15 protein-coding genes and 1 tRNA gene are annotated in these 25957 nt (G+C 31.5%); 8 read left to right on the top strand and 8 right to left on the bottom strand.

Going from position 1 to position 25957, the window contains the following annotated elements; translation table 11 throughout:
* Positions 1-66: 66 nt before the first annotated feature.
* The 7 genes from ERCISPPS3390_RS01060 (at position 67) to murA (ending at position 6047) form a co-directional block, all read left to right on the top strand.
* Complete coding sequence (locus tag ERCISPPS3390_RS01060) at positions 67-879, top strand: ATP-binding cassette domain-containing protein (RefSeq protein ID WP_197095014.1); 813 nt, start codon at positions 67-69, stop codon at positions 877-879.
* Complete coding sequence (gene mlaE, locus ERCISPPS3390_RS01055) at positions 879-1661, top strand: lipid asymmetry maintenance ABC transporter permease subunit MlaE (RefSeq protein WP_197095013.1); 783 nt, start codon at positions 879-881, stop codon at positions 1659-1661. The genes ERCISPPS3390_RS01060 and mlaE overlap by 1 nt, the downstream gene beginning before the upstream one ends.
* A 6-nt stretch (positions 1662-1667) precedes the next feature.
* Complete coding sequence (mlaD, locus tag ERCISPPS3390_RS01050) at positions 1668-2219, top strand: outer membrane lipid asymmetry maintenance protein MlaD (RefSeq protein WP_197095012.1); 552 nt, start codon at positions 1668-1670, stop codon at positions 2217-2219.
* A gap of 11 nt (positions 2220-2230) precedes the next feature.
* Entirely contained in the window at positions 2231-2857 is a 627-nt protein-coding gene (gene mlaC, locus ERCISPPS3390_RS01045) for a phospholipid-binding protein MlaC (RefSeq protein WP_197095011.1), read from the top strand.
* Positions 2858-2862: 5 nt separating this feature from the next.
* A complete protein-coding gene (gene mlaB / locus ERCISPPS3390_RS01040; protein ID WP_197095010.1) occupies positions 2863-3165 on the top strand; it encodes a lipid asymmetry maintenance protein MlaB in 303 nt (100 codons plus the stop codon).
* A gap of 1265 nt (positions 3166-4430) precedes the next feature.
* Positions 4431-4688, top strand: coding sequence for a BolA family protein (locus ERCISPPS3390_RS01035; RefSeq protein ID WP_197095009.1), 258 nt, complete (start codon positions 4431-4433; stop codon positions 4686-4688).
* A gap of 99 nt (positions 4689-4787) precedes the next feature.
* Positions 4788-6047 (top strand): UDP-N-acetylglucosamine 1-carboxyvinyltransferase, encoded by a 1260-nt coding sequence (gene murA / locus ERCISPPS3390_RS01030; RefSeq protein WP_197095008.1) that lies wholly within the window; start codon positions 4788-4790, stop codon positions 6045-6047.
* 1018 nt (positions 6048-7065) lie between these two features.
* On the opposite strand, the gene dapD is transcribed toward murA, so the two are convergent.
* From dapD to rsmH, 5 genes are all read right to left on the bottom strand, one after another.
* Positions 7066-7890 carry a 2,3,4,5-tetrahydropyridine-2,6-dicarboxylate N-succinyltransferase gene (dapD, locus tag ERCISPPS3390_RS01025; protein ID WP_197095007.1) on the bottom strand — a complete coding sequence of 275 codons (825 nt, stop codon included), beginning with the start codon at positions 7888-7890 and terminating at the stop codon, positions 7066-7068.
* Positions 7891-9491: 1601 nt separating this feature from the next.
* Positions 9492-9579, bottom strand: a tRNA-Ser gene (locus tag ERCISPPS3390_RS01020).
* Positions 9580-10632: 1053 nt separating this feature from the next.
* On the bottom strand, positions 10633-14085 hold the full coding sequence (gene mfd / locus ERCISPPS3390_RS01015; RefSeq protein ID WP_197095006.1) for a transcription-repair coupling factor: 3453 nt from the start codon (positions 14083-14085) through the stop codon (positions 10633-10635).
* Positions 14086-14890: 805 nt separating this feature from the next.
* Positions 14891-15160, bottom strand: coding sequence for a cell division protein FtsL (gene ftsL / locus ERCISPPS3390_RS01010; protein ID WP_197095005.1), 270 nt, complete (start codon positions 15158-15160; stop codon positions 14891-14893).
* 3 nt (positions 15161-15163) lie between these two features.
* Positions 15164-16099, bottom strand: a complete 936-nt coding sequence (gene rsmH / locus ERCISPPS3390_RS01005; protein ID WP_197095390.1) for a 16S rRNA (cytosine(1402)-N(4))-methyltransferase RsmH — start codon at positions 16097-16099, stop codon at positions 15164-15166.
* A gap of 1696 nt (positions 16100-17795) precedes the next feature.
* On the opposite strand from rsmH, the gene ERCISPPS3390_RS01000 reads away from it, so the two are divergent.
* Positions 17796-19169 carry a UDP-glucose dehydrogenase family protein gene (locus ERCISPPS3390_RS01000; protein WP_197095004.1) on the top strand — a complete coding sequence of 458 codons (1374 nt, stop codon included), beginning with the start codon at positions 17796-17798 and terminating at the stop codon, positions 19167-19169.
* A gap of 222 nt (positions 19170-19391) precedes the next feature.
* On the opposite strand, the gene tldD is transcribed toward ERCISPPS3390_RS01000, so the two are convergent.
* The 3 genes from tldD to dnaE all read right to left on the bottom strand — a co-directional run bounded on the left by tldD (position 19392) and on the right by dnaE (position 25670).
* Positions 19392-20837 (bottom strand): metalloprotease TldD, encoded by a 1446-nt coding sequence (tldD, locus tag ERCISPPS3390_RS00995; RefSeq protein WP_197095003.1) that lies wholly within the window; start codon positions 20835-20837, stop codon positions 19392-19394.
* Positions 20838-21206: 369 nt separating this feature from the next.
* The gene (accA, locus tag ERCISPPS3390_RS00990) at positions 21207-22175 is read right to left on the bottom strand and encodes an acetyl-CoA carboxylase carboxyl transferase subunit alpha (protein WP_197095002.1); all 969 of its coding nucleotides are present in this window, start codon (positions 22173-22175) and stop codon (positions 21207-21209) included.
* A gap of 12 nt (positions 22176-22187) precedes the next feature.
* Entirely contained in the window at positions 22188-25670 is a 3483-nt protein-coding gene (dnaE, locus tag ERCISPPS3390_RS00985; protein ID WP_197095001.1) for a DNA polymerase III subunit alpha, read from the bottom strand.
* Between the last annotated feature and the right edge of the window lie 287 nt (positions 25671-25957).

The raw sequence follows: 25957 nt of genomic DNA, 5'->3' as shown, positions 1-25957 counted from the left end.
AAAATCTAACTAGCGCGCAACTATTATCTCACAACAATAATACTAGTAGAGATATTTACAGATCATATGAAACAAAACATAGTAGAAATCAAAAACCTAAATTTTGCTTATAATAATTTATTAATTTTTGATAATATTTCTATTTCCGTGCCTAGAGGAAAAATAACAGCTATTATAGGACCATCCGGCATCGGAAAAAGCACATTATTAAGATTAATTGGAGGACAGATCCATCCGCAACGCGGAGAAATATGGTTTAACGGTAAAAATATCCCTGCTCTTTCTAATTCATGTTTGTATGAGACACGAAAAAAGATGAGCATGTTATTTCAATCTGGCGCTCTATTCACAGATCTTAATGTATTTGATAATGTTGCCTGGCCGCTTCGAGAACATTCTTATCTACCAATACAATTACTAGAAAGCGTAGTAATAATGAAACTAGAATCTGTTGGATTGCGGGGGGCTGCACATTTAAAGCCCTCTGAGTTATCAGGTGGAATGATAAGGAGAGCTGCATTGGCGCGTGCTATTGCTCTAGAGCCAGATTTAATTATGCTCGACGAGCCTTTTGTTGGCCAAGATCCTGTTACTACAAGTGCTTTAATTAAGTTAATTAAAAATCTTCAACATTCTTTAGATATAACCTTTATTATTGTATCTCATAATGTTTTGGAGGTTCTTAGTTTTGCGAACTATGCGTATATTATAGCAGATAAGATAGTATTAGCGCAAGGCACAACAGAAGAACTGCGTAAACATCATAACACCCGAGCCCGTCAATTTATTAACGGTATTACTGAGGAACATATACCATGCTTCTTTCCTTCTAGGGATTATCTACAAGATTTAATTGGATCAAGAAAAGGCATACAATAATGTATCTAAAATTATTGGCTTTACTGAGTTGCAAAATAATTAACTTTTGCGCTTCCTTAGGGCGAGCTGGATTAATACTATTCCATGCACTATTTAATCTTCCACGTTGTCACTTACATATAGCGTTATTAGTAAAACAACTATATAATATTGGATTTTTATCACTATTAATCGTTATGATTTCTGGATTATTCATTGGAATGGTTTTAAGTATGCAGGGATACCAAGTATTGAAAACTTATGGCACTGAAAGCGATCTTGGGATGATAGTCACTCTATCACTTCTACGCGACCTTGGGCCAGTAGTTACAGCTCTCTTATTTACCGGGCGCGCTGGATCAGCTGTTACTGCAGAAATAGGTCTCATGAAAGCTACTGAACAACTTGCGAGCATGGAAATGATGGCGGTTGATCCATTACAACGCATTATTCCTCCTAGATTTTGGGCTGGCTGTATTAGCATGCCTTTACTAACTTTTATCTTTATCTCAGTTGGAATTCTGGGTTGTGCAGTAGTAGGTGTGACTTGGAATGGCATTGATTCTGGTTTTTTTTGGACTGCTATTCACGATAGCGTTCATTTAAAACAAGATATTACAAATTGTGCAATTAAAAGTGCAATATTTTCTGTAACTGTGATATGGATAGCATTGTTTAATGGCTATTATGCCACTCCAACCTCTGAAGGAATATGTCAAGCCACCACAAAAACTGTAGTGCACGCCTCACTAGCAGTACTTGGTCTAGATCTTATTTTGACAACGCTAATGTCAGGGCGCTAATATACAATGCAAACAAAAAAAAATGAAGTTTTAGTAGGCATATTCCTGCTCGTTGCTCTAAGCGCGATTCTTTTTATATGTCTTAAAGTAAGTGGTATCAGCCCATTATTTAATACACCCACATGGAAGCTATATGCCACTTTTGATAATGTAGGTAACCTAAGAACAGGTTCACCAGTTAAAGTTGGAGGTGTAGTAATAGGTCGCGTGACCGACATTACACTAGATCCAAATACTTACGCACCAAAAGTTCAAATAGACATTAAAAAACAATATAATAATATCCCAAATACTAGTTCACTGGCAATACGAACCTCCGGTCTATTGGGTGAGCAATATTTAGCGCTCAACATTGGCTTTAGTGACCCAGAAATAGGTACTAATATGCTAAAAGATGGCGAAACTATTCAGGACACAAAATCAATTATCGTACTTGAAGACATAATTGGTCAATTTCTATATAAAAATGATGATACGGATAATAAGCATCGACTTTCTATAGCTGATATTACAAGCCCAAAAAAATCAAAACCTCGGTTGATAATCAATAATCCATAACAGAGGCTAATATGTTCAAATTTATACTTATCCTGATAATAATATTCTCTTCACAGGTAAAAACAAAAGAAAATACACAAAGCAATCCTTATAAAATCATGGCAACAGTTGCCATACATACTTTTGATCGAATTAAAAATGAAAAGACAATTATTAATCATAATCCATGCTATCTTCAAAAAATTATAGAGGAAGAGCTTTTGCCCTATATACATATAAAATATGCAGCCGCATCAGTATTAGGACCTTATTACCAAAGTACAACTAAAGCTCAACGCAACACCTACTACAAGGCTTTTAGAATATATGTATCTCGTATTACTACTCAAATGTTAGCAATGTATAAAGGACAGTCTTTTTACATTACACCAGAAAAACCAATTCATACCGAAACAATAGTTCCTGTTCGCATAACTATTGTGGATCCTACTGGCGGGCCAAGAACACGATTAGACTTTCAGTGGCGCAAAAACAGTATCACTGGTCATTGGCAAGCCTGTGACATTATCGTAGAAGGTGTGAGCATCATTATGACTAAACAAAATGAATGGAGTTATATTTTACGCCAAGAAGGTATCAATGGTTTAACAAAAAAACTGCAATCCTATACTCATTATTCAATCAAATCGAATAAATAATAAGAATGAATAACCAGCTAAAGTGGAAAATAGAGAAAAAAAACCTCTATCTTACAGGTGCACTAGTGCATAAAACGTTACTACCTTTATGGCAGCAACGTCATTTAATAATGAAATGCGTAGATAACATAGATATCTGCAAATTAACACGAGTCGACACAGGTGGCCTAGCTTTACTAATTCACTTGCAGAGAAATAATGCACATCATCAAAAAGAACCATGTATTTCTATTTCTGGGATCACGACTCAAATCCATGCTCTGATCACACTGTATAACTTGCAAACAATTATTAATAATAAGCACTGAGGAATTCGATCGATAACATTAACAACATAGTAAAAACTACCTGATAACTCAGAAAATCCCTCAAGAAAATTTTTCTTATTACTTTTAGATCTGATATTGTATACAATCATAGTATTATAAGTAATACATAATTATAAATTATATCTATTTTAGATAAATTTTAATTAATGTATAGAACTGTGCTATTTTATAAACTCTGATCGATCCTATTATAAATTTGATAGCTTACAGAAATGTTTTGGTATTTTACCAAGCATTAATTTAGCACGGTAAACTTAATCTTAATCAATTAAATTACCTTAATATCTTATTCCTTAATATCTTATTATATAATTAACATCTATTATTTAGATACCCTGAATGTTTTATAATTTCTAATTTATATATCAGACTTTTAGTTAAACAGCCTTACTGACTCTACTATCATAGTCTATATAACTTATTATGCAGTCAATATATATATGAATATGCTATGAATTTTTTATTTATTAAACCTAAATAAAAAATATATTTATATATATTATTTACACATACCTTTTAAATTATGAAAATAGATAACATTTTCTATATAAAATTTAAAAAAATACATACATATATATTCTAATAGTATCATATACTATACATATAGTTTAGCAACTTACACGATCATACTAAGAGCTCTATATCATATTCTATACCATAAACATATATAACAACTAGTTATTTTTGCTTAAAGTAAGCATAACTAATAACGAGATTAATTTTAACAGAATATAAAATAATAATGATATATCAAATGTTTTTCGACCAAAATGATGACATATTATATAAAATATAAACAAAATTTCTATTTAAAAAGTTATTTAAATATCCTATTTAACGATTTTAAAAAATCCAAATTTTTAACAATAAAAAATAATTATCTAAATCTTATATGACAAATCGTCCTATACAATTTTATATAGCAATCTATTTAAGTATTACTGATTTATGTCATTCAGGAAATTCAAGATTCTATTAACCTATCTTTCTTAGAAGAACCATAACAATTAATTATAGAAATAATATAATTTACATTTAATAAAACTTTGTTAGATTACCAGTAGCTGATTAGAATCATGATTAAATTGATATAACAATAAAAGTTAAGTGATCCATAAAATATTCTCTTAACTGTATTACAGAATCACGCAATTATGCAAAATTCTAAGATAAAAGTAATTTTTAGAATTTTTTATCTTCTCAATAAGATGTTTGCTTATTTATGATATAGTGAGATTTAGAAAATGGTTGATAACAGTATAATTAAATCCGTTTTACTAAAAATATTACCATTACAAAAAGTATATGTTAGTGGTGATAGTAGTCATTTACAAATTATTGCGATTGGTCAAGTCTTTAATGGACTTAGTCGCGTTCAAAAACAAAAAATAGTATATGCCCCTCTAGCATCCTATATTACCGATCATCATGTGCACGCTATTTCCATTAAAACATTCACCCCAGAAGAATGGAATCGTGATTCGCAATTGAATGGTCATTAAATCATAATATGAGAAGAATATCATTTCTTATATGACCATATTATAAAATAGTTTGCAGAACTTACTGGTAACCATTTCTAGAAATTTCGAGTAGTGATAATGGATAAATTTCGCATAAAAGGTCCAACCCGGTTAAGTGGTGAGGTTACTATTTCTGGAGCTAAAAATGCTGCATTACCTATTTTATTTGCTGCTTTGCTTGCTGAAGATCCAGTAGAGATATATAACGTCCCGAAGTTAAGAGATATAGAGACTACCATAAAATTACTCAGAAAGCTAGGTGTGAAAGCTGAGCACGATAATGCAGTATATTTAGATGCAAGTAAAGTCAGTGTATATTGCGCTCCTTATGATCTAGTAAGAACTATGCGAGCTTCAATTTGGGTTTTAGGTCCATTGCTAGCACGTTTTGGAAAAGGCCAAGTATCACTACCTGGAGGCTGCGCTATTGGTGATCGACCAATTGATTTACATATTACTGGTCTCAAGCAACTAGGTGCTCATATCAAACTCAAAGGTAGTTATGTTAATGCTTCTGTACAAAATCGTCTAAGAGGTGCTCATATTGTAATGGATAAAATTAGTGTTGGCGCTACAGTTACTATCATGATTGCAGCCACACTTGCGAAGGGCACCACTATTATTGATAATGCAGCACGAGAACCAGAAATTGTTGATACTGCTAATTTTTTGAATATGCTAGGAGCAAATATTACCGGAACAGGTAGCGATTGCATAACGATTATAGGCGTAAAACGATTAGGTGGTGGTGTATATCGCATTTTACCTGATCGCATTGAAACAGGAACCTTTCTAATTGCGGGTGCGATCTCTGGCGGTAAAGTGATGTGTCGAGCTTCACAACCGAATACATTATGTAAAGTATCTGAAAAACTACGTGAAGCTGGAGCGGACATTCAAGAAGGAAAAAATTGGATTAGTGTAGATATGCACGGAAGACGACCAAAAGCAGTGAACATTTCAACCGCTCCTTATCCTGGATTTCCAACTGACATGCAAGCTCAATTTAGCCTCCTGAATTTAATTGCTGATGGATCTGCACAGATTACTGAAACTATTTTTGAAAATCGTTTTATGCATGTTCCAGAACTTTTGCGCATGGGTGCAAAAATTGCAATTGAAAACAAAAATACCCTTATTTGCCATGGTGTTAAAAAACTATCTGCAGCACCAGTTATGGCTACCGATTTACGTGTTTCCGCTAGCCTTGTGTTAGCAGGCTGTATTGCTGACGGAATTACCCTGGTAGATTGTATCTATCATATAGATCGTGGCTATGAGCTTATTGAAAAAAAATTAATTGCATTAGGAGCAAACATTCAGCGCATCAAAAATTAATATTAAGTATACTCCAAAACTATTATCAGATATCAAGCAAGTAATGTTACCATTAACAAAAAAAGTAAGTAACCTTTAGTTGCTAATCTCTGTACTCATTATTTTATAACTATCTACCATATCATATCATCGATAAAAATATGCATTTAGTATAATTTTGCAACATTATATGATCTAAATAGAATGCCTAATATTTCTAATTTTATTAGAATACGTTATTAGTTTAATTATCTTCAGGAGCGACTAATGATAAACCTTGCATTAACTTATCTCCTAATTACACATACCATATAATTTTAGTTATAATATTAATATTGTCTAAATTAATACGTTTATTCTATGGAATATAAATTCCATTATAGTTGTTTAGCATATACAGCTTTATAATACTTTTCTTTATATAAAAAATATATTTTTAAAATATTTATTTAAAAAGTAACTTACTTTAGAAAAGTCTTAGTAAAAACTTTAGAACATGACGGTTAAGCATTAAAAATAAAGTAAAGATATAGTATTACGATACTAATGCAATTTTTATTGCACATATATCAATATGATACGTTAATCATAAATGTGATTTTGCTGTTACCAGGAAAAATATACATTTAGAAGTACGCTAGCAAAAATAGTTGGTTGTGCTTAATACAGAAAACTACATAAATCATTCATTATGTAGCTCCAAAAAGTTTGGATTTTATCTATATGATATAGATTCAATGATTATCAAGAATAAATGAATAAACTCTATCATTTATACATAACACCGAAATAGATTATCAAACAATATTCCAGTTTCAATCAAAACTCTCTATCTTTATTTGTATATTCTCAATAAACTATATTTTATTCCAATAATGCATTATTCTAATAATATAGACCTATTCTCTATATATTAATCTATACTTTATGACATATATAATGCAAAAAATTTTCCACACTAATTTTATTAAAAATAACAGTATACTATATTAAGTAATACCTAAAGATTCTATTATAATTAATAAACATATGAATAAAATTATTTACTGTTACGCAATAACTGATTGATGTTTGTTTTTAAAAGAGTCTTAGCGTCTACCGTCTTAACAATAACTGCACAATAAAGGTTATATTTTTTATTTTTTGACGGAAGGCTGCCAGGAACTACAACAGAACCTGCTGGGACGCGCCCATAATATATCTGATCAGTATCACGTGCATAAATTTTTGTACTTTGCCCAATATATACCCCCATAGATATTACCGAACCGGCTTCTACGATCACCCCTTCAACAATTTCTGAACGTGCCCCAATAAAACAATTGTCCTCAATAATGGTTGGTTTTTTTTGCAATGGCTCTAGAACTCCGCCAATACCAACACCACCAGATAAATGTACATTTTTACCAATCTGCGCACATGAACCAACTGTTGCCCAAGTATCGATCAATGTACCTTCATCGATATATGCACCGATATTAACATAAGAAGGCATTAAAACAGTATTACGAGCAACATACGCACCATACCGAACCGATGCCGGTGGAACAACGCGTAATCCTTTTTTTTTAAAACAATTAGCATCATATCGTGCAAATTTCATGGGTATTTTATCATAACCAGGATTATCCAAACTACCCATGATCTGATTTTTTTTAATATAAAAAAAAAGTAATATCGCTTTTTTTACCCACTCATGAATTATCCACTGACTTTTGATTTTTTCAGTAACACGCAAACTTCCATTATCTAAATGAGCTATAACATCATAAACTGCTTCACAAGTGCTCGGGTCAGCGATTTTAGTGTTAGTAATACACAAATTATCAAAGGAATCGTTAATAATTTTCTCTAACTGTTTCATAAATAGTTTAGCTCAGTTTATTTATATATAAATATATCTAAGATCTAGAAAAAATTAAACACAAACTTTTACAATATTCAAGTAAGATAATCTCATGGTATATACTAATAAAATTTCAGATATTTAGAAAATTCGCAATATACATTTATATATATTAAATAAAAGAGATTTACATGTGCATTTATAAATTAAATATATTATTTTAAATTAAAAATCAACACCCCATATCAGTGTAGATAGCTAATGCTTTATATACAAGATATTTTCTAATAATTATATATGCTAGAATCACCTACCTTTTCAATATTAGAAAAATTTAGAAAAATTTTAATAGAACAGACTATCTTATTGAATTCATCATTTTGAGGAGCAAAAATAAAATTTGCATGTGAAAAACATCTTATAAAAAAACAATAGATCTTTAAAGTAAATCTTTAAGAAAATTTTTAATTATTCTAATAAATAAAATATTTAAAATTTTATAACTACATCTATTATCATCGCCACACTAAAACTAAAACACTGTTTCGCGTAGATCACTCATTTAAAGATACATATTATACAGAAACTGAGAAAAATTAAACATTTACTACAAATTTAAGATTAGTAAATTGACTATAGATCACAAAGAAGACTCTTATTTATCCTTGTCATCACTTTTGAGCACTGTAATACATTCATGAACCTTAGTGCACTAAAAAAGAGATTGCAAAATAAAATCATGAAAACAATTAGCACAAATATTCTATAATAATTTGACAAGTTATCTATATATAATTGCACAGAAGTGTTAATAGTAACAGGATTTTTCTTTCAATCAAATCAACCATAAATCTTTATTATTTTATTCAAATAAAAAGAATGAGTTTCCACAAAACTATAGAACTTAATATAAAAATATTAACATGAAATCCTTAGATTGCAATAGAGACGGATATTCTGACATAAAGAAACATCATATGGATGATATCCAATTGCACAATGTATAATAAATAAACAATTAAATAATTTTAAGGTTTTTAACAATGAAAAAAATCATTCTTTTTATTAAAAAAAATAAATATAGCAGATATAAAAATCGTTCTCTCTATACCATATTTTAGACCCCGGATAAATCAAAAATATCCACTAAAAAATAACAGCCGATAAAATAAAATTAATTCTGATCAAGAATAAACATAATAAATATTACAAAATATAATTGGGTAGTAGTTTAAAAAGTCCACGTATTATCTCAATAAACAATATATATTATGTTGTCAGTGACATTAATCAAAATTTATAATAAAAATTATAATTAATATCCCCCCCCGTAATATGTTCTATATGGAGTTAAAAAACTTCTATAATCAGTATCAAAATATTTGATATACTTCATATATTCAAGATATTAATTGAAAATTAACTAAAGTGTTAAAAAAGTTATAATCTAACCTTAAAATCACTTATGAAATAAATCTGTAAATCTGGCATTAGAATAATAAAAAGAAAAATTTAACATCTTAATAGAAATATTAATCCAACGTATTTGTATAACTTTCTATACTAATAAAATTCTTAAAAAACAATCACAAATATAATATATCACATACTTGAGCTATTGGTGGTGAGAGAGGGATTCGAACCCTCGATACGTTTCCATATACACGCTTTCCAGGCATGCTCTTTAGGCCACTCAGACATCTCACCAAAATTTATTACACTATTATAACAGAATCCTATAATAGGATTAAATGTTTTCTAAACAGATCAAGAAATTATTTATATGTACATAATATTTTATGTACAATGGTGCCCATAGTTGATAGTACGCTTTTATTTTATATTTTTATGAAATTATTTAATATAAAACATTAAATATAGTTTTATAAATTAATATAAATGTTTCAATTTTTCTCGAAAATAGATTACTCCATATCATTTTAGAGTTAATTGCTTAATTATGATTAACATTAAAACTATTTATAATTAATAGAACTTATCAAATATACTTTCTTAATGCAATAAATCTCCACACGATTTCTATCGTTACCATCATTCTCATTATCTTATATAATATATTTATATATTTGTTATTTTTGCATATGAGTTATCTTCATCTTATATTATTAAATAACTACAGTTATATATAATTACTAATAATAATGTCATAGAAATCTATTTCTCCACGCTCCATTGAAAATATATATTATAATATATAGTTTTATTTATTTATATAGTAAGATCACCTATAGACTGTATATCGCATTCTATATATATAGAATACCAAAAATAAAATTTATAAAAATATCTTACATGACATAAGTCATTACACGTCCCTAAATTATAAAAAAGTTATTAATTCTATGTTTAAAGATAGAATTAATAACTTTTACATGTAACTTAATTACCTAATGTTATATATAATAATATTATATAAAAAGATGCGCTCAATCAATCATTTAGATAAAAATGCCATAATTATTACAGTTATTCGTTCTGTCTCTATACAATCTATATTATCATCCTTTAATATATCCAGAATAAAAATTTATCATGGAAAAATATAGAGTTTTTATTATAAAGAAATCTTTAAATTCTATTTATTATAATTATAAAAAATAACTTTTCTATCTAAATATACTATCCATCACAATATAAATTATTATCTTTATTTCTATAAATACACAATGCGCTATTAATTTTTACAGCTATCTATTTATTTTTTAAAAAATATGTTATTTCAGGCCTAAAAAATATCTGCTATTCGACGATTTTATAATCGCATATTTTATAGATTAATGCAGTAATCCATTGTAGGCGTACTTTAGGATTAGACAAATCATAAATAAACCTAATACGTATTGGACTATCTAAAAACCAAGAACATGGATCTTTTTCTAAAAGATCCAGAAACCATCTAGTATTAACCCTATTGTTTTTGTCTAGTTCAATCCACCCTCCTTTTTCATTCACCTCAACTTTTCGTATTCCAAATTGTTTGGCTAATATACGCAAGGCTGAGATATCTAGAAGCGTACGAGTACTGTCTGGTAATAATCCAAAACGATTAATTAATTCTATTTTGATATTTTTTATTGAATCCAACTCTTTAGCGCTAGCAATGCGTTGATAGAATGACAAGCGAGTGTTTACATCAGTAATAAAATTACTTGGAATTAGTGCAGGTATCCTAAGATCAATATCAGTTTGACTGTTAATTAAATCCGCCAAAGATGGTTCACGCCCTATTTGTAAAGCATTAACAGTATTTTCTAAGAGTTCAGTATACAAAGAAAACCCAATCCCTTCTATTTGACCGCTTTGCCCCTCACCAAGTAATTCTCCCGCTCCACGGATCTCAAGATCATGCGTAGCAAGCGCAAGACCTGCACCTAGGTCTTCTATAGCAAGAATGGCTTCTAGACGTTTATGTGCATTGCTAGTCATTTCTTTTTGACTCGGGGTGAGCAACCATGCATAGGCTTGATGATGAGAGCGGCCAACACGCCCACGTAGCTGATGTAATTGCGCAAGACCAAATCGATCTGCGCGCTCAATTATGATCGTATTGGCACTTGGTATGTCTATACCGGTTTCAATAATAGTAGTACACACTAATACATTAAAGCGTTGATGGTAAAAGTCATGCATGACTTTTTCCAATTCACGCTCACGCATCTGCCCATGACCTAATGCAATACGAGCTTGTGGAACTAATTCTGACAATTGTTGTGTGACTTTTTCAATATTTTCGACATCATTATAAAGATAATACGCTTGACCACCACGAAGCACTTCACGTAAAATTGCCTCATATACTATTTTCTTGTCATATTCATGAACAAAAGTTTTTACTGGTAAGCGACGAGCTGGAGGGGTGGAGATTATTGACAGATTACGGATACCATGCATTGCCATATTTAAAGTACGTGGAATGGGAGTAGCGGTTAATGTTAGAACATCAACGTTAGCCCGTATTAATTTTATACGCTCTTTATGACGAACACCAAAACGGTGCTCTTCATCAATAATTAATAAACCAAGATCATGCCATTTAATTTTATTTTGCAATAATTTATGAGTTCCTATAAGAATATCTATTTTTCCTGAAAATGCATCTGTTAAGATCTCAGACTGCTCTTTACCTGTACGAAACCTTGATAACATCTTAATAGAGACTGGCCAACGAGCAAAACGATCCAAAAAATTATCATAATGCTGCTGGGCTAAAAGGGTAGTTGGTACTAGTACAGCTACTTGTTTATGATTCATAACTGCTAAAAACGCAGCACGCATAGCTACTTCTGTTTTACCAAAACCCACATCCCCACAAATTAAACGATCCATTGATACAGGCTGACACATATCTCTCAACACTTCATTAATCGCTTCTGCTTGATCAACAGTAGCAACAAATGGAAAACTTTCGCAAAATAATTGGTACTGTTCTAAATCTTTTTTGAATGCGAATCCAGTTTTAGCTGTACGCTGCGCATAAATATCGAGAAGTTCTACCGCTACATCTCGCACTTGCTCAACAGCTTTTTGCCGAACTCGAGACCAAGTATCCCTACCTAACTTATGCAGTGGAGCATCTGATCCAGAGCCTCCGATATAACGACTAATTAAATGTAATGATGATATAGGCACATATAGCTTAGCATCTTCGGCATACATAAGAACAAGGTATTCAACTGAAATTCCGTTAGTTTCTAAGACAATTAACCCCATATATCGCCCAATACCATGCTCAATATGTACAACAGGCTGACCTAGATATAGCTCTGATAAATTCTGAAAAAAAATATTAGAATCAATATTATGAGAAGTTTTTTGATAGCACGGGGTAACAAAGTTATCACCAAAGAGATCTCTTTCGCAGATTAAAGCGCGCTTTCTCCTATGATCAATAAAACCAACCTCACTAGCAGAAATTAATAAATATTTCCCTGAACCTTGTGCTTGCGCTAATGAATTAATGATTGTTAACCTTAATAAAATACAAGATAAACGCTCTTGCAGAATTTCCCGACGCCCTTCGCTTTGTACTGAAAATACCACCTGTCCTTGAAAAGAGTTTAAAAATTGACGTAATCTATCTAACGGTTTTTTAGATGTTGCCTCGATCTTAAAACCTGGTAAAGGGGAATAGTCTAAGTTAGTATTATAGAAACTTTCTTTTAATCGCTCAGAATTGAGTCGTATAGATGGCCAGTTTTTAAACTCACATAAAAATTCATCGCTACTAAACCATAAGAACCTAGGATCTAGTGGCGGTCGCATTATATTAGTATAGCAAGCCCTATAACGACGCCGCAGATCTTCCCAGAAACGTCGTGAAGCAGTCTCTATATCAGCAGTAATTAATATTAGCGTATTCGTCGGTAAATAATTAAAAAGTCCCGGTAGCGGTTTTTCAAAAAATAATGGTTGCCAATATTCAACACCTGCAGGTAAGACACCTTTTTTAATCTTTTCATGAATATGATTAAACTCTGTATTAATTTTAAAAATTTTAAACCATTTCGTAATAAAAATCTCAAGAGCAGTATCATTAACAGGAAATTCATAAGCTGGCAGCAAATTAATTTTCGTAATTTCTTTCGAAAAAAGTTGATGGTCACTATCAAACAGATGCAAACTATTAATCTGATTATTAAATAAGCTAATACGACAAATTTCGTTACAACCCATAGGATAAATGAACCAAAATTCTCCATCATTAGAAAACTCGCCATGTTCCATTACACGATGTACACCGCGATATCCTATTTTTTTTAGTTGAGTTAATAGTTGATCATGAGTTAATATTTGACTTATTTTTAATATACATGCAGTATTTACTAGAAAATTATATGGACAAACTCGTTGCATTAAATTATTGATAGATACAATAAGAATGCCATGATTTAACGTAGGTAATTGGTATAGCATAGATAAACGAGAAGATACAATCTCTTTATCTGGAGAAAAACTATCAAACGGTAAAGTGCCCCAATCAGGAAATCGCATAACTATTCGATTAGTAAATTTTTTAATTTCTTCAAATAAGAGTCGTGCATTCTTTATATCTTTTGTAACAATCATTACTGGGCCGTTATGGCGTTCAGCTATTTCAGAACATTCAATAGAATAGGCTGCACCGGTTAGTTGCCCTAGATGACGTTGATCACCTGCTCTACATGGCAGGTCATAACAATAAAATTCTGGCATAATCAATTATATAGTTTTTACGTAAAATCATTAATTGTTTCTGTAAGAAACTTACCTCAGGTAAGTTAGTAAAAATAGATTTTTATATTTTATTAAATAATCAACAATTATAATAAATAAAATTTTTTGATATTATCAATATGATGAATCGATCAAGATGTTGATCTTTTTATATCTTCCTTTTTAATCGGATAAAATTGAAAAATATTATTTATTAAAAATTTATCTTATATGTTATGCTTGGTTACTTTATGTTGATCTATGAGATATGTAGATGTATATTATTCTCTAAATTCATGGAAATCCATATTAATTTTAACCCCTATTAATTTTAACAAAGAACTTCAATCACCATGCTCTTATATACATCATCATATCTCAGTGTCTAAGAATATTTTATATCCATGAGTTATATATACCATATTGACCAATTTTTAAGCCATAATGCATAACACTATTTTTAAAGAATTTTTCTACAATCTTTTGATTAAAAAACCAAATCATAAGATGTTTAATCTGACATTATCTATTAATATTATACTATATATTTTATTTTTCATTCAATTAACTAATTGATGTATATTGAATTACATAAATATAAGTAAAGTAAATGATATTATTACATCTATTACATAGATTACATGAGTATAAGAAACTCTTCCCTACATAAATAAATTTTTTGTTTATATTTTTATATAGATACACTATTAAATATCTATTTAAGTTGAATTATAAGTTCTTATAATAAAATTTAGAATATATAAAAAATGAAAACGCATCAATCACCAATATGTAATATTTTTACCTATACGCCTTGTTTGTTTATCTTTTCGGTTCCATTATTAGTGACTAGAGAATTTTCCTCAAGAATTAAATTGCGCCACTCAGTATCTAATGCATTACGCTGTAAAAATAACTGTTCACGTTGAGCAACACATAATCGTGTTTGATATGTAATGTATACGACAAAGATCGCAGAAATCAGTATCATCATTAAAAGCGATATTGCTATCTTACTGTTGTGCATTAAATCTATAAAAATAATCTGCGGTAAACTATATCGCTTATTTTTCATAATCTATATACGCTCTGCAATACGCAAAGTTGCACTTCGAGCTCGTGGATTATTAAAGATTTCAGTTATATTTGGCATAATCTTACGCAGTGATTTTAGACATCTCTTTTCTAAATGATCAAGTTGAGCTTCCGATATTGGAAAACCAGATGGCACCTGTGGTCTATTACTGTGCTCTCTGATAAAATTTTTTACTAGGCGATCCTCTAAAGAATGAAAGGTAATCACAGAAAGGCGACCGCCTGATTTTAAAATTTGTAGCGCACCTAAAAGTGCTTCTTTAATCTCTTCTATTTCATTATTAATCACTATGCGAATTGCTTGAAAGCTACGCGTTGCTGGATGTTTCCATTTTTCCCTAAATGGAATAGCAGTATAAATTACATCAGCCAAATCTTTTGTGCGTATTATCGGATTTGTATGATTTCTTTTAATAATCGCACGAGCAATACGTTTTGCAAAACGTTCTTGACCGAAAGCCCGCAACACAAAAGCGATATCTTTTTCTTTTGTATTCAGTAACCATGTTGCCGCTGATTGGCCACGAGTAGGATCCATGCGCATATCCAACGGTCCGTCCTTCATAAAGGAAAAACCACGCTGAGCATCGTCTATTTGTGGTGAGGAGACGCCAAAATCTAGCATGATACCATCAATTTTTCCCATCAATTGATGCATTGAAACATATTGAGCCATCTTAGAAAAAGAACTGTGAACGACAGTAAAACGAGGATCAGTAATTGCAGAAGCGATAGAAATTGCCCATGGATCACAATCCATAGCATATAAACGCCCCTTCGCTCCAAGGTGCGATAAGATTACACGTGAATGCCCACCACACCCAAAAGTTCCATCAATGTATATACCATCCGATTTGATATTAAGCCCATGAACCGCTTCGTTTACTAACACTGGTATATGTTTTTGAATAGTTTTCATAGAAATCTTTTTATTTTTCAATCTCCTCATGGATGTATAATTATATTAAATAATTTTACATCTCGATTGTTTTTCCTCAATAATTTTATTTAATTTTTCTCTATTAATCCCATAATTTTCTTAAATTATTATATCTTGCATTCAAAACCTTTGATCTAAATGCACCGATAAGTTAAACACAATTTTTTAATCCAACAAAGCTATATATGAATATTAAAATTTAGTATATTAATAAAAACGTAAAAAATAAACCGAATACTTCTTAAGTAGAAGATCTACTTACTTTCAATAGAAAGCTATATGTCAAAATTATTTTCTGCCAATAGTTAGGTAAGCATTTAAAATACATACTAATACCATTAGTTAATAAAAATATGCATTATACATAAATCTCTATTGCCATAAAATATGGATATCATCTCTATATCATATATTAATATAAATATACTAGATTATCGGTGAATATATTGAATTGATAGGATGCTTCTCTTAAACATTTCTGATAAAAACCAATAAAATCAGGTGATATTTTTAATTAAAAACGAAAAAGTCAGTTACTGAACACTACTTGATAAACTAATACCATTATATTAATAAAGTGATAATAATAAATATCATCGCACCACTTAATCACCTATCTTTCCTTCATATTAATTTTCTATATCTTTTTTATAACCTATTAAATAATCAGTAATTATACTTATAGTATCACATAAAAAATAAATAATTCATGCTAGATATTTTATAAACCCTAGTCTTTTATCTGCTAAAATGCTAATAAAATAAAATAAACTTAAACATGAAATTTTCATGTAAGATAAAAGGATTTTTTTCAAAAAAAAATAATGAAACTCTTTGTATTTAAACTTGGTTACAAAGTAAATAATGACATCTCATAATATATTAACACACTCTTAAAAAGTTTTTACTGAAACTAATAATTAGTTAAAAAATATAGCGTCATACTCATAAATATCTCTAATAACAGTAGAGCTATTAGCACTTACTATATTATTTTTAGCTGGGTCTAAAGAAAAAATTTACACATAAAGCGTTTTATTTTAGATAAAGATTATTCTAAAAATAATAAACACTAAGTCAATGACCAACCAATTAAAGACTAATCTTTCATAAAATCTCTGCAATAATAGATATTATCATGATATTTTAATTTATTTAAGAAGTACTCATGATACAATTTTGTCTAAAAAACATATTCAGTTAGTAACTCTAAAAGAAAAGCATCTCAAAAAATCCAAAAAAATTATTTTTTAGCGTAAATTACATGAAAAATATGATTACTGTGTCAAATAATTAAATAAAAATCACGGTAACAACGTAAATTTTTTCTTTATCCCCTGATACCAAACAAGCTACACAAGATAAAACTTTTCATATAAGATAAATGAATAATTGACAAAGATAACCATATTTTTATTTAGAAACTTGGAGTATTTTAATTTTCAAGAACTATTGATCATTATATTAATAATATAAAAATGCTAAAATATAAGATTCTAAAAGAATAAAATTAACGCTATAAATGGCGCACTAGATAGGTTTACACAGAATACAAATAACTAAAAATCTCTATTAAAATCAACTCTTGACACCATAAAACTAACCTGATGAATAAAAACACAATACGCTTATTATATCATTAAGAATGAAATATCGTTGTTAACTAGGAAAATCCATGAAAATTACAGTATTTGGTATTGGTTACGTTGGTTTAGTTCAGGCTGCTATTTTAGCTGAGATTGGACATGATGTGCTTTGTATTGACATCGATGCTATAAAGATTCGACGTTTACAACAAGGAAAAATTCCTATTTTTGAACCTGGTCTTGCTCCGTTAATTATCAAAAACTACGAAGCTGGACGCTTACAATTCTCCGTTTATGCAGAGAAAGGAGTTCATCATGGGTTAATACAAATTATTACCGTTGACACACCATCAGATTCTGATGGTATGTCTGACTGTAAAAACGTCCTCTCTGTTGCGCATGTAATTGCTAAATATATGAATCACTACAAAGTAATTCTAAATAAATCAACCGTTCCGGTTGGAACCACGGAGCATGTTAGCTGTTTAATTAAAAAAACTTTAAAAAAGCGTGGTATACAATTAAAATATGATGTAATTTTCAACCCTGAATTTCTAAAAGAAGGTGCAGCAGTTACTGATTGCATGAATCCAGATCGCATTATTATTGGGGCTAATAACAAAAATGCTGTTAAGCTTTTATATGAACTTTATAAGCCATTTAACCAGCATTACAACCGAATACTCCTAATGGATATTCGCAGTGCTGAGCTGACCAAATATGCTGCAAATTGCATGCTTGCTACTAAAATTAGTTTTATGAATGAAATAGCTAACCTGGCAGAACTCCTTGGTGCTGATATTGAAAAAGTAAGGCAAGGAATTGGTTCTGATTCACGCATTGGAGACTCATTCATTTATCCTGGCTGTGGTTACGGTGGGTCTTGCTTGCCAAAAGATATACGCGCCTTAATACGTATTGCTGAAAAACTTGGATATCAGTCATATTTATTAAAAGCAGTAGAAGATATTAATGAAATACAAAAACATAAACTATTAACCTTAATCAAAAATCATTATAAAGATAATCTGAAAGGAAAAACATTTGCCCTATGGGGTCTCTCTTTTAAACCTAATACTAATGACATGCGTGAAGCTTCTAGCAGGATTGTAATGGAAACATTATGGAATTTTGGTGCCACTATACAAGCTTATGATCCAGAGGCAATACAAGAAACAAGGCGTATTTATGGTTTTCGAAAGGATCTAAAACTTATAGCCAAAAAAGAACTAGCGCTAAAACATGCAGATGCTCTTATCATATGCACAGAATGGAATGCTTTCCGAATACCAGATTTTAATCTAATAAAAAATATATTAAAAGAACCAGTAATTTTCGACGGACGTAATTTATATGACCCTAAACAAATGAAACAACGCGGATTTATTTATTATGCTATTGGCCGTGGAGAGTCCATTAAAAAACCCCTCACGAATATATTAGATAGAGATATCAATGACTAAATGCTACTTAGTACTTATCTAGACTTTAGTGTTTATATAACGATTATAAAAACGAGATCCATATTAATAAAATTATTACTAATATGTTATCATAAGTTCAATAAAAAATAATAATGATTTTTCTCATAACATTGTTTCTTTATTAAACGATAAAAAACTAAATCATAATTTACTTTAATGAATAAAAAATACCGCCATAAGAAATAGATTCAAATATACCATTTAATCAGTTCCACCTACAGTTAACTTATCAAGTTTTATAGTAGGTTGTCCAACGCTAACTGGAACAGTCTGCCCTTCCTTGCTACAAAATGAACCCCCCGTGTCTAATGCAAGATCATCTCCCACCATTGAAATATTCTGCATAGCTTCTATACTAGACCCAATGAGCGTGACTCCTTTTACAGGGGTGCTCACAGCACCATTTTTTATTAAATAAGCTTCTGAAGCAGAAAAAGCAAATGTTCCCGATATAATATCCACCTGTCCACTATTTAACTTCGTTATATACAATCCATAATCGACACTTTCAATAATTTCTAGTGGCGTTGATAATCCTGATAACATGTAGGTATTAGTCATACGAGGCATCGGTAAATGTGCATAAGACTCACGGCGACCATTACCAGTAGAGCTCACACCCATCAGTCGAGCATTCAATTTATCCTGTAAATAACTTTTTACAACACCTTTCTCGATCAATATATTATATTGACCTGGCACACCTTCATCATCAATAGAAAGAGAACCAGATAGGCCATACACCGTACCATCATCTACTATAGTACAAAGTTCAGAAGCCACTTTTTTGCCAATCCGATCGCTAAATATAGAGTTTTTGCGTCGATTAGCATCACCTTCTAGGCCATGACCCACTGCCTCATGCAAGAGAACACCTGGCCATCCAGAACCTAAAACCACGGGAATTGATCCTGCAGGAGCGGACGTAGCATGTAAATTCACTAAAGCCATACGAACAGCATCACGAGCCCATGATTCTGCTCGAACCTCACCAGCTACATCATCCAAGAAAAACTTATAACCGAAACGACCACCACCGCCACTTATAGCTTTTTCCAGTTTTCCATGATCCTCTACTTGTACGTTAATTGATAATCCAATAAGAGGACGAATATCAGCTACTAGAGTTCCATCAGTTGCTGCAACCAATACATGTTCATATGAGGTAGCTAAATGAACTGAAACATCCTGAACGCGCTTATCAGTGATGCGCGCTACCTGATCAATTTTATGAAGTAATGCAATTTTATCTTCAGATGTAAAAGTATTAAAAGGATCCTGGTGTGAGTATTTTTGGAAAGGCGTCTCTTTGTTAAAACAGCCAATTTTTTTATTACCCCTCTCCGACACAATACTGCGTGCAGCAATAGCACTCTGACGTAAAGCTTGTAATGTAATATCATTAGAATAGGAAAAACCAGTTTTTTCAGCAACAACAACGCGCACTCCTATACCATGATTAGTATTGCAATACACATCTTTTATAATTTTATCTTCTAATGTCCATGACTCATGATAAACATGTTGAAAATAAAGATCACCATAAGTAATATTTCTCTCAGATAGAAAATCTAAAGTTGAAGATAGATCTCTTTGAGTCAAATTATTTTCAGTTAAAAGCTTCTCACTTATTAAGGGAACGTTCATGAATATCCATTTAATATAAACACCTAAAAATAATAATATTACCACCAAAAATACTATAAGTGGTATTACTGAAATGTCAAAAACCACGAAGATTACTTCTATATGAATAAATTCTACAATCTAATACATTTTTAAATTTATAGTTTATCTAATATATACAATATATATAACGATCAATATCGTTTTATAAGCATATATGAATAATGTGACTGTGACTAGCTGTTAAGATTCTTATCTTAATTAAGACATTTTACTATTTTTAACATGCATTTACTATAAATTTTATAAACATTAACACGTAATGAAAATATATATAAACATAAAAATTTACTTAAAATATATAGACTGCTAATAATATGAAATATTTAGTTAACATATAGTAATAGAACTATAGTTCATTAATCGTTGATAACGACGATCTAATAATTCTTCTTTGCTTAGCGTATCTAGATCCGCTAGATCTACTAAAATTTTCTGTTTCATTGTTTTACTAATTATCAACAAATCACGATGCGCCCCACCCAGTGGCTCAGGGATAACACTATCAATTAATTTTAATGCTTTCAAACGAGTAGCAATGATAGCCATAGCCTCAGCAGCCACAGAAGCCTTATCTATGCTCTTCCATAAAATAGAGGCACACCCCTCTGGAGAAATCACTGCATATATACTGTATTGTAACATATTAACCTTATCACCAACACCAATAGCCAGCGCCCCACCAGAGCCACCCTCACCAATCACAGTACAAATGATTGGCACCGAAAGTCTAGACATTTCCCTCAAGTTACAAGCAATTGCTTCTGCTTGCCCACGCTCTTCAGCCCCAACACCAGGGTAGGCACCTGGTGTGTCAATCAGTGTAATAATCGGCATATTAAAACGCTGTGCTAAATCCATTAGACGTAATGCTTTACGATAACCTTCAGGTGCTGGCATACCAAAATTTCGGCGAATTTTTTCTTTAGTTTCCCTACCTTTTTGGTGTCCAATAATCATCACAGGACGTCCAGAAATTCGTGCAATACCACCAACAATGGCTTTATCATCTGCATACGCACGATCACCTGCCAGCTCATCAAAATCAGTAAATATAGTATTAATATAATCTAATGTATGGGGACGTAAAGGATGTCGAGCTAATTGTGCAATTTGCCAGGCACTTAAGTTAGCAAAAATTTTACGCGTCATGTAGGTGCACTTATCACGCAATCGGTGAATCTCCTTATCAATATTAATATGCTTAGACCCTGCTTGGCGTTTAATTGCTTTTAGAGAATTAATTTTTTCTTCAATCTCCATAAGAGGTTGCTCAAAATCTAAATAATTGAGGCTCATAGTCATCCTATTCTAATAAAATTCTAGCTTTACTTTATCTAATCCTAATAAGAATCTTAAGTCATTTAATAAACTGTCATGTAATGACACTCTCCATGATTCGCCAAAACACAATGTAACTCGGTAATTGCTGCCTTGATAGTGTAATCTAATAGGAGAAGCTCCTGGACGATATGGTGTCAATAAATCATGTAAGCGCTGTATAAACTTTGAATCTATGTTACTATTTAATACAAAAAGAGAGAGATAACGCGTATATTTTTCACGAGCCATATTTATATCAATAATCTTATGAGCTATTATCTGCATGCCACCATTAAACCTATCAACACTCACTTGACCAGTAACAATCAGAATGCGATCTCTATCTAAAAGATGTTTAACTTTATCAAGTAAATCTCTGAATAATTTTACTTCAATTTTACCCGAACGATCATCTAATGTACATACACCAATACGGCTACCTTTTTTCGTTGCTATAACCCGAGATGCAATAACCACACCAGCAACAGTAGTCATTTCTCCTTTTTTAGTTGGGCATACATCTTTTAAGCGATGCCCGCTAATATAATTTGAAATTTCTTCTAAATATTGGTCAATAGGATGCCCAGTAAGGTAAAAGCCTAAGGTTTCTTTTTCTTTCTCTAATCGAATATTTTCCGGCCAAGGTTTTACATTAAAATATGTTTGCTGCACTAAATCCTGTGGCTCTAATAGTGCTTGAAAAATATCAGATTGACCCATCTCTCCTGCCTTACTGTGTTGAACAGAAGATTTTATAGCATCAGGAAGAGCGTTTATTAATGCGGCCCGATGTTGCCCAAAACAATCTAAAGCGCCAGATATAATTAATTTTTCTAAAACTCGACGGTTAATTTTTTTAACATTAATGCGTGCGCAAAATGAAAAAATTTCATAAAAACAACCATCTTGTTCTCTTGATTGAATAATTTCTGAAATTGGAGCTAAACCAACCCCTTTAATAGCGCCAAGACCATAAACAATTTCTCCGTTATCATTAACATAAAAGTGATGCAATCCGGAATTTATATTTGGTGGTAAAACTGTTAAACCTATTCGCCAACATTCATCTACTAAAATAACTATTTTATCTGTATTATCTATATCAGCATTCATCACTGCGGCCATAAATTCAGCTGGATAGTGAGCTTTTAGCCATAGCGTCTGATAAGACACCAATGCATAAGCAGCTGAGTGTGATTTATTAAAACCATAACCAGCAAATTTCTCAACCAAATTAAAAATTTTCATTGCTAAAATACTATTTATGCCTTTTTCTTTAGCTCCTTTTTCAAAAATACTCCGTTGTTTAGCCATTTCCATAAGGTTTTTTTTTCCCATTGCCCTACGTAAAACGTCTGCACCACCTAGACTATAACCAGATAAAACCTGAGCAATTTGCATAACCTGTTCTTGATACAAGATTATACCGTAAGTTGACTCAAGAACCGGTTGAAGCAACTTATGCTCCCACTGTGCGTCTGGATACGATATCTTTTCTCTTCCTTGCTTACGATTAATAAAGTTATCTACCATACCAGATTGCAATGGTCCAGGACGAAATAGTGCTACTAAAGCAATTATATCTTCAAAACAATCTGGTTTTAATCGCTTAATTAAATCTTTCATACCGCGTGATTCTAACTGAAATACTGCAGTAGTCTCAGCATTTTGTAATATCTGAAAACTTTTGGGATCTGAAAGTGAAATCTCAGAAATCTGAATTAATTGAAGACCATTTTTTTTAAGACGAGCATTAATCATTGCTAACGCCCAATCTAGAATAGTTAACGTACGTAATCCGAGAAAATCAAACTTAACTAAACCAGTATACTCAACATCGTTTTTATCAAACTGAGTAACTGGGTTTTGACCATTTTCGTCACAATATAATGGTGAAAAATCAGTAATTTTTGTTGGCGCAATCACTACGCCTCCAGCATGTTTACCAGCGTTTCGTGTAACACCTTCTAGCTTACGAGCCATATCAATAAGAGATTTAACTTCTTCATCTGTATTATATAACTCAATTAAACTAGAAGAACATTGCAAGGCTTTTTCTAGTGTCATACCTGGATCTAACGGAACCGCCTTGGCAATGCGATCAACAAAAACATAAGGATGCCCTAATACACGACCTACATCACGTATTACAGCTTTTGCCGCCATGGTACCAAAAGTAATAATTTGTGACACTGAATAACGACCGTATATATTAGCTACGTGTTCAATTACTAAGTCACGCTTTTCCATGCAAAAATCAATATCAAAATCTGGCATTGATATACGCTCTGGATTTAAAAAACGCTCAAATAATAAATTAAACTCCAACGGATCTATGTCTGTAATGTTTAGAACATAAGCCACTAATGAGCCAGCTCCAGATCCACGGCCTGGGCCTACTGGAATACCTTGCTCTTTAGCCCACTGAATAAACTCCATCACAATTAAAAAATAACCAGGAAAGCCCATTTGATTGATAACCTGTAACTCTTTATTCAATCGTTGTTGATAGCGCTCATAATGAAGAATGCGTATATTTCTATCTGGAAAACGATGCGCTAAACGAACCTCTAGGCCATGCTGAGATTTTTGAACTAAATAATGTTCTGTGGATATTCTGCCGGTGGGAAATTTAGGCAAAAAATACTCACCAAGTTGGATAGTTACATTACAACGACGAGTGATTTCTATACTATTCTCTAACGCTTCAGGAATATCTGAAAAAAGTGCACACATTTCCTCTTCACTACGTAAATATTGCTGTGCGCTATAAGATTTAGGGCGTTGAGGATCCCCTAAAGTATAGCCATTTTGTATTGCCACACGAATTTCATGCGCCTCAAAGTCTGACTTAGAGAGAAAACATACATTATTAGTAGCAACCACAGGAATAGTGTATAACCCTGCCAACTCTAGGGCTGCATTTAAATATATCTCTTCATTCAATCTGCCAGTCCGGCTTAACGCGAGATAATATCGGTTAGGAAAATATTTCTGATAAAAATTTAAAAACTTTTGTGCTTGTATTTGATTACCACGTAGTAACATTTTACCGACATCCCCTTGATATCCGCCAGAAAGCAATATGAGGCCTTCCTTATATTCTAGTAACCAATTACGCTCTATCGTTGGACCATTCGACCCATAACCGCGCAAATAGGCACGTGAAATTAAAAGCGTTAGGTTTTTATAGCCTTTATTATTAGCTGCTAGTATAGTAATATGAGGTAATTCATTACCCAGGATGCGACAACTTATCCTAAAATCAGCACCGATAATTGGTTTTAAACCATAATTATGCGCTATTTTATAAAATTTAATAAGACCAAATAGATTAGTAAAATCTGTAATAGCAATGGACGGCATCCCCATATTTGCTGCATGCATTACTAATGAGGCTATTTTTGTTAAACCATCTTTTATTGAGTAGTCACTACGTACATGTAAATGAATAAAGCGAGGCTCTGGCATCTGAAGTCCTATGCGCGAGTTGGAGAATAATAAAGAAAGGGAAGCTATTGTAAGACTTGCAAGACCCAAGAGGGGGTGTTTTATAGAAAAATTAAAATAATAGATCTAGTCTAAAAAGGCGCTTGTCCAAGTGAATTGACTATATAATCAATGTAGACTGCTTAATCTACAACTATCTTACTTATAGAATAAATCACCATATAGCGATGCTAAAAGACACATGTAGTGATAAGATATAAACATGATTATTCTCATAATAATTAAATATATGAAAGAAATATGAATCA

Origin of the sequence: Candidatus Erwinia haradaeae (assembly GCF_900698885.1) — a bacterium.
Lineage (GTDB): Bacteria > Pseudomonadota > Gammaproteobacteria > Enterobacterales > Enterobacteriaceae > Erwinia_E > Erwinia_E haradaeae_H.
Note: the sequence above shows the minus strand (reverse complement) of the source record. Positions and strands in the feature narration are given on the sequence as shown.